The sequence below is a fragment of the Saccharospirillum salsuginis genome (genome assembly GCF_014651855.1).
GTDB classification, from domain to species: Bacteria; Pseudomonadota; Gammaproteobacteria; order Pseudomonadales; family Natronospirillaceae; genus Saccharospirillum; species Saccharospirillum salsuginis.
Genome location: NZ_BMXR01000007.1, coordinates 82,445 through 97,272, shown reverse-complemented (window position 1 = coordinate 97,272; position 14,828 = coordinate 82,445). Strand labels below are relative to the sequence as shown.

Below are 14,828 nucleotides of genomic sequence, written 5' to 3'. Positions count from 1 at the left end.
CCTCTATCTTCAACCCTGCTTACCGTGTATGGTCTTCTCCCGTTCTATCCAACACTTCAGGAACTCACGCCAATCTTCGTGTGATACATCCGATGGACGGGTGACCGAATTGCTCAACTGATCAACGGTATAGAGTTCTTCGCCTTCTTCCGTTTCCCGTTTCGGGAAACGGCCACCACTGACCAGGGCTCGCCACACGATTCGGGCAAAAGGTGAATTCGAGTTTTGTTCGGCTTCCAGACCCAAGTTTTCAATAAACGACAACCACTCATTCTTAGCCTTGGCCTCTTCTTCATCGGATATGTATAGCCCTGGGTCTTCGCCTTGTCTTTTCATTACCCAGGACAGTTCGCCGTCATTCAGCTCAATACATTTCAATAGGGTCTCCCGGCTGACAAAGCCGACATCCAACTGTTTGGCGATGGCACACCAGGAAAATTCACCCCAACTCATCTCGCTTTCTATGAGGTTGATTTTCTTGATCAGCAACATGTCGGACGATTCGGTCAGCCGGGCCGTCATCTTATTAGCGGATGTCGGGCCATATTCGACACACTGATAGCCTATCGTCCTGGGTAGAGTGTAGTAACTGCGTGAAATCTGTTTTTTCAACTCTTCACATAGATAGCTTACAGAGACCACCATCTTCTCACTAGCACCGTAGTCTTTATCTTTGTATTCCAGCGCATGGTCCTGACCGACCAGCATATCCCAGTGCTTATCGTAAATGACGGAAGTATCACCGTACCATTGACTTTGCCCCCAATTATTCCAGTAGAACTCCCATGCTGTGATCGCCAATGACATGACCAAACCACCCACGAACAAGGCGGTCCCGACAACCGGCACCGCGTTCAAGGCGAACGCGGCGAGAAAGATACCGGAATTGACGGTTTTCAGCGCGTTGAGCAGTATGTCGCCCTGGTCGCCCTCCGCCATACTGGTCAGGGTGTTTCGGGTGTTGACATAGAAGGTCGCGACTTCCATGAGGATGCAAACCCGGTTAGCCCAGCCCATGGCGGACTTGCTCAGATTGTTACCGGCTGTCAACCAACGTCCTACTGATGACCCGTAAAAGGCTTTACCGGCTTCATCCGAATAGCGAAAGAACTCTTTCTTGAAAAGCGACTTGGCCACTCTTTCCGAGTTGCCTCCCTTACCAGCGGCGAATTCTGCCCAATATGCCATTTGAGAGGGAGCAGCCAATGCAGTTGAGAGTGGTCCACCATATTCAACTGTCTTTGTCGCAATACGATAGAGCGTATCCTGAAAGGCGTGTTCGTCAGGATCTTCCTGATCCCGTCCATCCATGAGGTCAATGAGACTCTTCACTCCCATACAAGTCGTGTAGATGAGATCAAGCCCTTTAATTGTCGCCTCAATTCGGTGAACTTTCGAAATCGCACCCTGGGCATCACCGTAGGCCCATTCGGCCAACGAATCATGGTTCAAAATGCGACGCATAGCGATTGGGTCGCCTTTTGCCAAAGTCCCATAGATAACTCTTGATAGGTGTTCGGTCTGCGATCGACTTCCAACCTTTGCTGCTACACGATATTGAAGGGCGTATAAGCGAACCATGAGTTGAGTTTGACTGTGAATATGAGGACTGTAGTGCTGCTTGAGCACTTGGCCGCCCAAATCAAAAACCGCCTGCATTAAGGACGGAGCTCCTGGGCCTCTAATGAAGGTAGTCTTGAATGAACCGTATATATTCCCTATAAGATCAGATAATGGCGACGACGGTAGTTCAGTTTCAAGTTTTCCGTCAAAAAATTGTGGCATTAATGACCTACTCAATGAATCGCTTCGGTCGGCCACTGATCTGACTTTTTCAACCATCAAATTCATGTCTGATCCGCTAGCCCATTCTACTAATAGCGGAGCTAGATAGTTGTTCTGCAAATTGAACTCACCAAACTCACTACTCTGTGGATCGTTCGAATCTTCGTCGGAATCCGAGCCACTTTTTAGTAGTTTCTTTGGTAACGGATTCATCGCCAAGTAGGCTAACAACCCAGCATACGCATCATAAACTAGCGAAGTATATGGTGTCGCCAATCCCTCTACCGCACTGACTGGAGGTTTCCAATGTTCCGCTGCCGAGCGAGCCTTCCCAACTCGAGTGGTATCGGATCTATCGACTTTGCTTAACTGCCAACTGACCCAATCCGACTGAACCGTCTCCGGTAAGTCCTCTTGCTGGTCCAGCCAAGTATTTACAGCCGCTTTCGCCTTGCTGTCGTTCAAGTGCCGGAAGCCGCGTTTGATTACGTCGATGTAGTGTTCCGCCGCCGCCTTGCAATCGGTCTGACGCTGGAACAGGTGCTGTTCCCGCCGGCTGTCTTTGTCGAGCACCTGGGTCGGCTCCGGCGGGTCGAGCACGGTTTCGCCGATGGCTTCCTGGAACCGTCGAATGGCCTCCACCAGCGCCTTTCGGTTGCTGATGTCGTCCGGGTCCAGCCGTTCGACCGGGGCGTCCACGCCTTGTTTGACCCATTGGGCCATGTAGCCCAGGGTTCTCATGTCTTCGCGTTTGTGGGCGTTCACCTGGATCAAGTGCTGTTTGGCTTTGTGGATGTCGTCACGGGCCTGAACCAGTTCGTGGGTGAGCTGACGCAGGGTTCGGGGAAGCTGTAGCTGTTCCGTACTGTAATCCACCCGGTATTTTACGGCCACGGCGTTACTTGCTTCAGCGCCGTCCAGTTCAGGTGCCTCGTAGGGGGTCGCTCGGGTGGGCAGGGAGGCCAGGTCTTGTATCGAGAGCGAACCATAGCCGAGTGGCAGTACCATGAAACCGTAGCTGTAGCCGCCCATCAGGTCGAAGTAGCCGCTGACGTCTTTTTTGTGCAGCTCCGCTTTCAGGGTCTTTTCACCCGACAAGTGGCTGTTTTTAAAGAGATTCGGGGGCCAGTCCAGTTCGCCCCGTCTCTGGTCGGTTGTGGCGTCGACATTGTCGAGTACCTGTTTCATATTCGCGGTATGGTCCGGGTACTCATAGCTGATCCAGTTCCCGGTCAGCGGGTCGTCGATGTAGGGGACTTTCCGGTCGGCCGTCCAACGCGCCAGGCTCTTTTCAAGCAGCATGAAATGACCGGTCTCGGGGTCCACCTCGGCGCGCAGTTCGTGGCCGTGTTCAGACTTGCCCTGCGTAATGAAGTCTGGTTTTCTGGGGGTCGGGTAGCCATCGCTATCGAGGTAGAGAATACCGACGGTGAACAAGCGCCCCAGTTCATGGTCCAGTTCGGTTCGGCCCAGGGCGTTGTCCTTTTGCGGGTGATAGCGCCAGCACAGCACCTGGGTGTTGCGGTAGGGTTCGCCATTCTCGTCAACGAACCGGGGGCGCACCGGCTGGATCATCCGTTGAAACAGGTTGGTGGAACGACTCGGGTCATGCCGGGTATGGCGGGCGACATACGACATCGGGCCTACCACATCGTATTTGTATCGGAAGGCGTCACGCAGGGTGTCTGCCAGTTGGTCAAGCTCTTGCGCGTCCGCTTTCAGTTGCCCCCAAAACAGAATCACGTCGCTTTTGAAGAAGGCTTTCTGCGCGAGGGTAGCTTTCGGATTCAGGTAACCTTCGCCCGCCAGGTTCAATTCAAGTTCAACCCATTGTTCAACGTAATCCGCTTCGAAAAAGACGGGCATTATGCAGTGCATACGAGCCAGCGGGCGGTCACCCGACAAGTATTCCTCGCACTCGCGCTCCACACGCTCAATGAAGGGTTCGATCTTGTGGAAGTTTAGAGACGCCGGGTTCTGCGTCAAAAGGCGATGTACGGCTTCCAGACTGCGCGGGAGGGCACGGAACGGGTTGCTGTCTTCCAGGGCGTCAAGGTTTGAGAATGCCAGCTCCTGTTTCAAGTCATCCAGGCGCTTTTTCAATTTAGACGTCAACTCACGCCATTTTGGCATGTGCTCGGTTTCGAGGTCATCGGCACCGCACTCGGCCAATGCTTCGATATTCCGGCGAAACCCATCGTAGTCGAAGGCGGGTCGCCGCTGGATCGGGCTGCGGTCCGGGTTGCTCCGATCCCGTACAAACTGGGTCACAGTACGTTCGTGCACGCGCTCGAGGGTGCTCAGTTCATCCACCAGCCGGTCGATGCGCTCTTCGAGTCGACGTCGTTGGTACGACTTTTCAAAGGGCACCGCTTCGTACTGGGATTGCAGGTCAAGCAACGCTCTGTACAGGTAATTGCGGTATTCGTAAGTGTCCAGTTCGAAATCAGCTAGCGTCGGATAGTTCATAAATACGGCCCTGTGCGTAGTCCTTGTTCCGTTTCGCAAATCTGCTTACAGGCTGGCATCACCGGCAAGCGCGTCTTTAATGGTATCGACATCCATGCCCAGTTCATCGGCGTAGGCTTCCAGGATGTCCTCCGGGGTGTGAGAGGCCGTTCGGTCCAGCGGCCGCATACCCAGCCGGCGTATTCGTTGCAGCATGCCGGCCGGGGTTTCGGGCGGGTCGAGCCGCCCCAGACTTACCGGCTGGCGCACCCGGGTCTGGTCGTCTCCACGCTCATACTCCATGACGCCATTCTCACAGTCGAGCGGCAGCTCGAACCGGGCGGTGCCATTGCCGTCGGTTGTCGCTTCGTCGATGTGCCCGGTGCCCTGATCGTCCGTCCAGGAGAACCGGACGGTCAATCCCGAGACGGGTTTGGACTGTTCATCCCGGAAGGTTAGCGGCAGCAGGAAGCGGTCCTCGGCCAGTTGGAGGCGGTTGACGGTCTCCAACGACAAGGATTGACCACTCGATTGTGTCGGAACGGCCACTCGGTCCCCCACAGCCAGACAATTCAACAAGCGCCGTTCCTGCAGAAGCGTCTGGTTGCCCGCGTGGTCTTTAATATCGGACACGGACACGCCGTGTTCGGCGGCGATGGTAATGATGCATTCGTTATCGCGTACCTGATGTTCGGACATCACTCGACTCCTTTAACCTTTCGGTTCAGCACTCGCGCGGTTGCGCCCTTCAGGTTGGACTTGCGGATGTGCAAATAGCCGTATTGATCGGTTCGGGCCAGCAATTCCGAGCCATCCGGCCGAGAGACTACCACCTCCCGATGGGGGACCGGGTTGCCTGCGGCGTCCACGATTTCGATATCGGCCCATTCGGACGCATCTTCTTCAACAGCTTGGGTGTCGCGCTGGTAGGCATGAGATGAGCCTTCCACCGGCTGGGTTCCGTCCAGGCTGAGCGCCCCGGTCTCGGACAGCACTTCCAGGTTCAGGGCTTCAGCCTCCTCCGGCTCGTTCCCGGCCCCGGTCTCATACTGCACATCCCCGTTGAACGTCACCCCACCCTGCCCCTTGAGCGTGATCTTCGCGCCGAACAGTTTGATGTTGCCGCCGGCGTCCATCTTAATACCGGCGTCGCCCTTAACCAGCAGGATGTCGCCGCCGCCGTTGCCCAGGATGGTGATGTCGCCGGCTACTTGGTGGATGACGGCGCCGTCCTGAACCTGCAGTTGATAATCGCCGGCGTCCACGGTGGTGCTGTGGCCGGTCTTGGCGTCCATTCTGAGGTGTTTTTCCTGCACCCAGAGGCTGTAGTCGCCTTCGGCGGCCTGGGTCATCGTCAGTTGGGCGGTGTGGTGCTGTTCGGTCTTGGCCTGGTACTGGACGGCACCCTCTTCGGTGGTGGTGGCGCTGTTCTGTTTGACCGTCTGGCTGCGGTCGGCGCCGATGCGTTCGTCGAGATTGCCGTTGTCGGTGGTCAGGTCCAGGTTTTGTTCGGCGTAGAGCCGGATGCCGCCGAACTGAGCCAGGATCTGGCAGTAGGGTTCGGCCTGGGCGGCGTTCAGTTCCAGGCAGAGCTGACGGTCGAAGGTGTGCAGGGCGATGCACTCGGCCTTTTTGGCGTCGTCGAAGGTCAGTTCGCTCTGCCCGGGGGTGACGATGCGGCTCTGGGTGGCGTTTTTGTTGGTGACCGGGCCGAGTTGGCCGCGGCTGGGCACGAACCCGAGGATCAGCGGCCGCGCCGGGTCGTTGTTCAGGCAACTGACCATGACGGTGCTGCGGTTCAGCAGCGGGAAGTGCCAGCCGATGGTTTTGCCCTGCTCCGGGTCCATGGGGCTGGCGTAGGGGGCCAGCCGTTCGGTGAGTTGAGACGCCTGGGCGTGGGGCTGGTCGCTCCGGTCGAAGTCGTAGCGGAAGTAGTAGCGGCCATCGGCGCCCAGTTCGGCGTAGGCGCGGCGGCTTTCGATCCGGGCCGGGAACAGTTGCGGCAGGTCCGGCGGGGTGGTCAGCGCCGGGCGGACGGCGGTGGCCCGGGGGATGACGTCGGCGGTGTTGCGGTACTGCACGCCGCCGCTGGCGGGGTCGTCGCTACCGGTCGGTTCGGCGTGGTGCTGGACGCTCATGATGCGGAAGTCGCCGGCGGTCTGGACCGGCAGTTGGTGGGCGTCCAGCGATAACGTATGGCCGGCGGTCAGCAGCGGCTGGTGGCTGTGCAGTTCGAGCGTGTAGCGGCTCTGGTCGCGGTGTTGCTGGGCGAACAGGGCGCGTTGTTCGGCTTCGCTGCGCGGGCGCGGCGGTTCGAAGGATTGGTGCGTGGCGCGGTCGTTGGATTGGGCGCCGGCGGCGCTGCCGGTGACGGCGTGGCCGCGGGTCGCGGGCTGCCAGCGCCAGCGTCGGTAGGCGGCGGTGATGCGGTTCAGTTGCTGGTCCGGCGCCAGGCCGGAGGTCGCCTGGGCCCATTCGATGTGCGGCAGGTAGGGGCTGATCAGGGGGTCGTTGCGGATCACCAGGCGTTCGCTGTAGTCGCTCTCGGCCGGTTCGAACCAGTAGTTGGCGCCGACCTCGGCCAGCAGCCGTTCCAGGCAATGCCGGTTGGACTCACGCGCCTGCAGGAAGGGGCCTTCATGGGCGGGCACCGGGTCGAGGCGCAGGTCGACCTCGTCCGGGGCGTAGCCCATCTCGGCGAGCAACTGGCGGATCACCCGGTCGCGCGGCTGGTCCATGAACAGGCGGCTGTGGAACTGCTCGCGGCCGCGCCACACCTTGCTGGCCAGGTGCAGCGTCAGTTGCGGTCGGGGGCCGGTCCAGACTTCCTCGGCGTCGAAGACGGTCAGTGAGAAGCGCCGCTCCAGTGCGCCGGGGCCGGTGAGGCTCAGGGCGACCGGTTGGTTGAGCAGTTCGTCCAGTTCGAACGGCAGATCGTCCGCGGTGGTGACGGTCAGTCGCGTGGGGGCGTTCAACGCTTCCTCGCCGGTCAGTGACTGCACCGCGCACTCGTAGCCCGAGACGGTCAGGCGGATCCGGGTCCTTTGCATGGCCGTTGTCATGATGTTGAGTTCCTTTTCCGGTGGCTGGGGCGGGATCAGTTATTGCCGATGGTGCCGCCCTTGATGGCGATGGTGTCGGCGGTGATGTCCACCTGGGGGGCGTCCAACGTCAGGTTGCCGCCGCTGTCGATCTGGATCAGGCCGTCGCCCTGCGCCAGGGTGAGGGTGCCGCTGTCGATGCCGTTGAACAGGATGTCGGCGGCGGCCTCCAGCAGGAAGCTGCCGTCATTGACCCGCACTTCGCAGTCGCCGCTGTCGATCTGTTGCGTCAGGCCGTCGCCCACCTGCCATTGCATGGCGGCGCCGGAACTCAGGGTCATCTCGCCTTCCCGGGTCTGCCACCGGATGGCCTCGCCGGCGCTGTACTCGATGTCGGTCGCCGACTCGACGGTGATCTTGCCCTCTTCCGTTTGCAGCTGCTGGTTGCCTTTGACGTGAACGGTGTGGTCCGCGCCGACCGTGGTGGTCTGGTTTTTACCGCTTTCCAGCGTCATGGCTTCGCCGGCGTGCAGGCGGACATCGCCTTCGACGGATTCCAGCGTGGCGAGGTGGGCGTCCTGTTCGGCACTCAGGCTCAGGCGGTTCTTGGCCTCGGGGGTTTCCAGGTGGATGGCTTCCTGTTCCGGGGTGTCGTCCATCAGGAAGCGTTGTCCCGCCCGGGTCTGGATCAGGTTGTGTCGGGCGTTGCCATCGGTCACCGGGTTGTGGGCCTGGCGGTTGTACAGGGCGCCCAGCACGATGGGACGGTCCAGATCGCCGTTCTCGCAGGTCACGGCCACCTCGGTGCCCTTGGCGAGCGGAAAATGCATGCCGTGGTCTTCGCCGCCCAGGGTCTGCATCAGGCGGGTCGGCGGGCTGGCCGGTCCGTCGGACTCGGTGCGCGCGTCGAACGGGTAGCGCAACCGGTAGAGCCCGCGTTCGTCCACTTCGGTGTCGATCGTGGCGGTGAAGGTGCCGTAGACCGGCGGTCGCGGCTGGTACGGCGGGCGATAGGCCAGGTCGGCCGGTATGACGGTCACCCGACACTGAAAGGCGTTTTCCTGCCCGCCCAGGCCGTTGCCGGCGGCGCCCCGCTGGGAGCCGCTGAACAAGACCTCGACGACCCGAAAGCTGCCGCTCAACTCGGGGTGATCGGTCAGTTCGATCAGGCTGCCCGGTTTGAGGCTGCGGCAGGTGGTCTCGAAGACCCGGGTGCTGGCCTGCCAGAGGGCGTGTTCGGCCAGGCGGTCGCCCAGCGCCTGGCTGCGGTCGGTGTCCTGGGTGTTGAGGCCCCAATGGTGCTGCACGCCGTCCGCGCTCGCCAGGTCGACGTCGTGTTGCGAGGTCAGGTCGGTGCTGAGCCAGGGGTTGGTGTCGGCCAGTTGGAACTGACGGGTGGCGGCGTTGCGCACCCGGGTGACTTTGAAGATATGCTCGTCGTTTTTCGCGGCGCCGGCGTTGGTGGCATAGCGCAGGGGGATGGGGGTTTCACCTTCGGTCAGTTGGCTCAGGTCGCCGACCAACTGCACGATGGTGTCGCCGTCGGCCTGATGCAGGTGCAGGTAGACCCCTTCACGCGCCAGGATGCGGCGCACGAACTGGTAGTCGGTCTCTTCGTATTGCACGGTCATCGGCAGTACGGGAGTCGTCTTGGCCAGGACTTCGACGGAACCGTGCCCGTCCAAAGCCTGCTCCAACACGTCCCGGGCGATGTCGTTGGCGCTGCGGTCGACAAAGACCCGGTTGTGGCGACGTTGATGCAAGGGCCACAGGGCGGAGCCGAGGGTCAGTTCCAGGCCGGCGTAGTCGCCGTTGCCGTCCGCGTCGCGCACTTCGGTGACGATGGCGTGCAACGGGGAGAGAACGCCCCGGTCGATGACCGAGAGCGTGGCGTTCAGCCCGATCACGTCATCGTCGGGCAGCTCATGACGCAACAACACCTTGACGCTGATCGAGAAGTCCCGGTGAAAGGTCCAGCCGTCCAGGCGGACGCTCTCGACCAGGCAGTTGTCGTCCGGTACGTTCGCGATCTTGAGGAAGTATTGGCTCTCGTCGGCGAGGCCGACTTCGCGCATCGCTTTGTTGATCCCTGCGATGGATAGCGTCATGGGGGTTCTCCTTGTGTAGGCGGTGGAGGTCACACGGGATAAATGCCGCCGAAGTTGTTATCCAAAACAAGGCCGGAGATCATGCCGCGAACGCCCCCAGACTCCTTAATACAGGAAGACGTTCGGAACTGTGAGGATTCAGCACGTAGGGAGGGAGATAAAAGAGTCAACCATAGCTCCCTGCTGAAAAGGCCCGTCCTTGTTTCAAATCTCAATTTGAAGGTCGCACAGTGTAAGGAAAGTACAGGAAGGACGTCGTGAAGTTGATCACATAAAATACACTGCTGCACCGGATCCACTGCAAGTACGGTCGCGCCGTTTTGGACGAGTATTTTAACGATGCTTGAATTCGGCTTCACCTGTCCGACGAAGCTGGCTAGACTGACTGCGTTCGTCTATTTTCGATTTTCCACCGGCACAAAAGGAGTGCTTTCATGAATAAACGCATAGTGGTAACCGCCCTGGCCTTACTGGCTCTGGTGAGCACGGCATCCGCCGGCGGTCGCGGCGGCGCCGAATTCGGCGTGGCTTCCTACGGTGGGGGTGTTGGCGTGATCGGGGCCATCGGCTTCCCGGTTCGCGTGCCGGCCCTGCAAAACAACGGCCTGAACCCCTACGGTGAACTGGAACTGGGGGTCGGCTTCACCGAAGAAGTGGCTTTCGGTGGCGATGCGTCCATTGGCTTGCTGTTTCCGCTGGATACCGGCCTGGACATTTACGGAAGCCTGGGCCCCGGCCTGGGTTCGGACCGGGACCCGTCGTTCGGTCTGGCTGGTGAAGTCGGCATCAACATTCAGATCAACAGCCGCATTCTCTTCGTTGAGGGCGGTACTCATCCCGGGAATGGTTATTTCACTGTTGGTTTGATGTTCTAGCTCAAAGGTGTGGATGTTGGATTACGCGCTCACGCGCTAATCCAACCTACTATTCTATGGCGTGGCCGGATCACGGGCCTCTTCAGTCAATTTTCTGGTTCGCTGTCCTATCCCCTGCCTTTCCAGAAACTCCAGAATCTGCCGGACGCTGGTTTCGGTGTTTTGCGGCGCCACAATATCCCCGGTTATAACGTGGTTGGAGTCGTCGACATCGTTGACCCGGATGCGTTCGGTCACATCCGCGCCCCAGCGTCGATAGACACCGTCGGTGTAGCGCGCGTTCACGACCTGGTCGTCATCGCTGTAAATGAACAGCGAAGGCGCCCTGATCTTGTCCACCGGGCTGTTGCGCACGGCTATGACCAGGGCTTGCAGTTCGTGCAGCACACGGGTCGGGTAATGGTTGGTCCAATAGCGCTTGTTCAGTTCGCCGGCCGCTTCCCAGCCGTAGTGTTCCCCGGCCAGGTATTTCAGCCAATGGCGCGACCAGGGCCAGCCGAACAAATGCGACGCCCAGTGCTTGGGTTGATAGTTGGGTGAAAACAGGACCAGAGCGGCCAACCGGTGCTGGGTCGAGGGTTGCTCGGCCAGCCAGGTGGCCAGGGTGCTCCCGGTGGAACAACTGATGACAATGACCTGCTCGCCCAGCTCGCAGGCCACTTGCCAGGCTTCGGCGGTATCGCGCAACCACTGCCGGGCCGTGGAGCGTCCCAGTGAGTCGCCGTCCTGCCCGTGTCCGGTCAGGCGGGCGCCGTAGTAATTGGCGCCCAGCGCTTTGGCTACGCGTTCGGGGACCGGGGCGATTTCCTGGCGGGTGGCGGAGAAGCCGTGAAGGTAGAGCACTGCATAAGGGGTTTTGGCGGGCCGGTCGGGATTCGCGAATTCGATGTGTTTTTCGGCACCTTCGGTGATATTCTCCTCCTGTGCCTCACGCCCGGACAACCAGTCCGGCAGGCGCTCGAGATCGGTCGGCAACTCCTCCGCCAACCAATGCAATACGACCCGGGGTCGCGGGCCGAACCCAATCGCCAACGCCGCCGCCAGGACGACCAACACCAACCAGAGCACCTAAGACACCGCCTTTTCGTCAATGAGCGTTTATAGGGCTAAATCGTAGCACCAGAATAGCCAGCAATCATATCTTTTTTACATCTGGCTTATCCATTTGCTCCCCTAACGCTAAAATCAGGGATTTCAGCTGGTTTTCTTCACCTGGCGTCACGGATCGCTTCATCAACTTACGCAACCAGAACAGCAATTGGACTTGCTGCTTGCGGTCCAGGCCGTCCATCCACTGCGCCAGATCGGGGGTATGCACCATCAACGCATCGCGGCGGGCGTGGTTACGCAACCGTAACTGATACCAACTGCGCAAGGCTCGCCCGACCAGTGCCACGGCGAATTCCAGGTTGGACACCGGACCGAGTTGCCATTGTTCATAGCCCGGCACCTTGGAAATCAGCTGGAAGCTGAGCGCGTCGCGTCCGGCAAAGCCACCGGCAAGCCCGCCCAGAGTGCCCCCGACCACAGCCCCGAGCAGCAGCGACGTGCCACCGACGGCCGCATCCACGGCCAGACCGGACAAAGCCCCGGCCGCGCCGGACAATGACGCTAACCGCCGACGGGACAACCCCCAGACCCGCCATTCATGGGCATCGGTCAGGTCCTCGGTGCGCAGTGCGCGCCATTCACTGTCCCAATCAAGCTGGGTATGTCCGTAGAGCTTCGCCAGCTGTTGCTGCAGCGATTGCTCGCGACGTTGCAATTCCCGGTTGTACTGGGTCAGACCGGTTTTACGCAACGTCTCTTTCGTGCCCCCGGTCACCGGCAACTGCAACCGATAGCGAAACACCGCCTGAAGATACACCACCAATGCATCGGCTGCCTGCTCATGGCGCTGCTGTCGCTGCTCGTTCAACGCCTCGACACTGCGCAACAGATTCTCGCGCCAGGGCGTATGGATCTCGGCCATGGCCCGCAACAGCGACAAATGTTGATCGAAGGCGGCAAGCAGGGGATTGAAGGTGCGCACCAGCGAAAAATACTGATTCAGCGCGGACTGCCATTCGACCTCGTGAGACGACTGACCGACCGGGTTCAGCAAGGCCAGACGGGGGCGCGCCGTCCAGGAGAGCAAGGTCAACTCCGCCTCGAACGCCGGGCTGTAGGGACGGCTCGAATCGACCACATAAACAATACCGGCGCCATCCAATATCGGTTGCAGCAAGGCACAGTCGTCGGCGAACCGGCTGTCGTGGCGATGCGCGTCGATGAAGTCCGCCAGCAACGCCGGACGGTCCGCCGCACCCTGACTGCGCGACGCACACCAGTCCAGCACCTGGCGGGCCCGCTGGAAACCAGGGGTATCGACCAGTTCATAGAGTGTCTGCTCGCCCAGCATCAATCGGTAACGATGCGCTTCGCGGGTCGTTCCGCTGACCGGTGATATGGCGATGTGGTCGTCCTGAACCAATGTCGAGACCACGCTCGACTTACCCTGATTCGGATGGCCGACCACCGCGAAGACCGGATAATCATCGAGCCCCGTCATGCGCCACCTCCGATTCCCGAACCAGCTCAAGCGGCACCGTTAATTGATTGCGATCGAGAAACGCGCTCCAGCTGTGCTTCAGGGCCTCCAACCGGAAGCCGTCCTGATCGGCCGCCACCATCACGCAGAGCTGCGGATCGCCCCCACGCTCCCGATGCCGGGCGATCAAGTCCGCCAGATCTCCCGTCGGGACCGCATGGCCCGGAATGTACCAGCACCGCAAACGATCGGCCTGCTCATCGATCAACGCCAGATCATCCCGAAACTGCTCCCCGCCCAGCAGCACCGAACCCGCCGGTCGCGAATCCAACCCGAACTGCCAGACAAAACCAGGCTCCGTCGGCCGCGCCTCCACCATCGGAAACCGATGCGTCAACGGCTCCGTCACCGGCTGCTCCGGCTGCAGCGCCTCGAACGACAACGCCGGTTTCGAGGTCGACTCGAACCGCACCGCCATAACCCGATTCCAACGAGGCCACTGCCCGATCCGCCGGCGCAATACCCCATGAAACACCACCAGCGCCACCACCACCGGCACCAGAACCCACAGCACCAACACCTGACTCAACCAGGCCGCCCAGAAATACGAATGGGACAACAGCTCCTGCGCCCACCCGGTAATGGCCCCCGCCTGAGCGGCGCCCACCACCAGCGCATCCGGCGTGTCCAACACCCCCAGACTCAAGGCACGAAACAGATCATCCACCCGACTCGATACCGCATCGATCGACGTACTCCAGTAAAAAATCACCTGTCGGGTCGCCAACATCAGCCACATCCACACCAGCCCCGCCGACACAAACCCCAACTGCGCCAACAACGCCTGGCGGGCACACCAGACCGCCACCACCCCATCGACATGAGGCGTCATCAAACCCCGCCACCACGGCGCACGCTTCAACCCGAGCGACGCCACCAGGGTCCACACCCACATCACCACCGGTACAAACCAGAACGCCATCAAAAACAGCAGCAGATGCACCCCGCTCCCATTCGGCCACACCAACAACCCACTGAACGCCAAGACCCCGTTCACCATCGCCAGCAACGGCCACAACCGCGCCCAGCGCAACCGGCGCTGTGACGGCAACGACTCAGCCCGGTGCAGGAACTCATGAAAATCGGAAGCGGACGCACCGGACTTGGGCACCGTCGTTTCATCGGCATCCAGCCAACGCAGGCCAAGTTCAAACAGATGATTCGTAGCGGGAGTCGGTGTTTCGGGTTTGGTTGGTTTCATTCAGATTCTGGAATCGGGTTTCAGCGAAGTCTAACAGTGACGTGGCGACTCGTCCTCTGTCGAAAGACACACTTGCACACACTCTGAATACCTCAGACTTTCGAATTGACATATGCACTAGAGCGATTTGTTTCGAGCCACTGAGGTGAGCGACCGGTGCCGGGGGTAACTCCATCGGGGATGTGTGAGGCAGGATGCCGAGGTCAAGCCCCCATGGAAGGGTTCACGGCGACCCCGAGGGAGTTACCCCCGGCACCGGTCGCGGACCCCACCTCCTACAATCCACTGACCCAGATCATGGCATCCACTTTCATTTTTCCTTCAAATTGGTCCGTATGATGCTAGTCTGAATCCAGCCAATCAGGCTCACAGGAGGGACGCACCACCATGAGTATCAAGAAGCGCTATCTGAAATCCAAACCCATCTGCAAATGCACCTTCACGTTACCGAAAGACGCCGCCCCCAAAGCAGAAACCGTCACCCTGGTCGGCGACTTCAACGACTGGTCGCGTGAGAAAACCCCCATGAAGCGCCTCAAAACCGGCGACTTCAAACTCGAAATGGACCTCGAAGCCGGCCAGCAATACCAGTACCGCTACCTCATCGACGGCCGGGTCTGGGAAAACGACTGGGAAGCGGACGACTATGTCCAGGTGCCCGAACTCGCGGTAGAGAACTCCGTCGTACGGCTCTAGCCCAAAATCGGTGCAGCCAAACCCCGGCTTGCACCGTTTTACACCAAAAACTCAGCCCTTGATGCTCCAATCCGGACGCCACCC

The 14,828-nt window shown here is 60.0% G+C and carries 9 protein-coding genes; 2 read left to right on the top strand and 7 right to left on the bottom strand.

Annotated elements, in window-relative coordinates; translation table 11 throughout:
• Positions 1-9: 9 nt before the first annotated feature.
• The 4 genes from IE111_RS14475 to IE111_RS14460 are packed head-to-tail and all read right to left on the bottom strand — an operon-like array spanning position 10 to position 9,382.
• Complete coding sequence (locus tag IE111_RS14475; RefSeq protein ID WP_189609986.1) at positions 10-4,254, bottom strand: hypothetical protein; 4,245 nt, start codon at positions 4,252-4,254, stop codon at positions 10-12.
• Positions 4,255-4,299: 45 nt separating this feature from the next.
• Positions 4,300-4,932: a transthyretin-like family protein gene (locus tag IE111_RS14470; RefSeq protein WP_189609984.1), complete on the bottom strand. Its 633-nt coding sequence runs from the start codon at positions 4,930-4,932 to the stop codon at positions 4,300-4,302.
• Positions 4,932-7,295, bottom strand: coding sequence for a type VI secretion system Vgr family protein (locus IE111_RS14465; RefSeq protein WP_189609982.1), 2,364 nt, complete (start codon positions 7,293-7,295; stop codon positions 4,932-4,934). The genes IE111_RS14470 and IE111_RS14465 overlap by 1 nt, the downstream gene beginning before the upstream one ends.
• Before the next feature lie 35 nt (positions 7,296-7,330).
• Positions 7,331-9,382, bottom strand: a complete 2,052-nt coding sequence (locus IE111_RS14460; RefSeq protein WP_189609979.1) for a type VI secretion system Vgr family protein — start codon at positions 9,380-9,382, stop codon at positions 7,331-7,333.
• A 434-nt stretch (positions 9,383-9,816) separates the two neighbouring features.
• On the opposite strand from IE111_RS14460, the gene IE111_RS14455 reads away from it, so the two are divergent.
• Complete coding sequence (locus IE111_RS14455) at positions 9,817-10,257, top strand: hypothetical protein (RefSeq protein WP_189609977.1); 441 nt, start codon at positions 9,817-9,819, stop codon at positions 10,255-10,257.
• 54 nt (positions 10,258-10,311) lie between these two features.
• On the opposite strand, the gene IE111_RS14450 is transcribed toward IE111_RS14455, so the two are convergent.
• The 3 genes from IE111_RS14450 to IE111_RS14440 form a co-directional block, all read right to left on the bottom strand.
• Positions 10,312-11,325, bottom strand: coding sequence for an alpha/beta hydrolase (locus IE111_RS14450; protein ID WP_189609975.1), 1,014 nt, complete (start codon positions 11,323-11,325; stop codon positions 10,312-10,314).
• A gap of 67 nt (positions 11,326-11,392) precedes the next feature.
• The gene (locus tag IE111_RS14445) at positions 11,393-12,808 is read right to left on the bottom strand and encodes a GTPase/DUF3482 domain-containing protein (RefSeq protein ID WP_189609972.1); all 1,416 of its coding nucleotides are present in this window, start codon (positions 12,806-12,808) and stop codon (positions 11,393-11,395) included.
• Complete coding sequence (locus tag IE111_RS14440) at positions 12,792-14,048, bottom strand: hypothetical protein (RefSeq protein ID WP_189609969.1); 1,257 nt, start codon at positions 14,046-14,048, stop codon at positions 12,792-12,794. The genes IE111_RS14445 and IE111_RS14440 overlap by 17 nt, the downstream gene beginning before the upstream one ends.
• Before the next feature lie 387 nt (positions 14,049-14,435).
• Between IE111_RS14440 and IE111_RS14435 the strand changes: the two genes are divergently transcribed.
• On the top strand, positions 14,436-14,744 hold the full coding sequence (locus IE111_RS14435; protein WP_189609967.1) for an isoamylase early set domain-containing protein: 309 nt from the start codon (positions 14,436-14,438) through the stop codon (positions 14,742-14,744).
• Positions 14,745-14,828 lie beyond the last annotated feature (84 nt).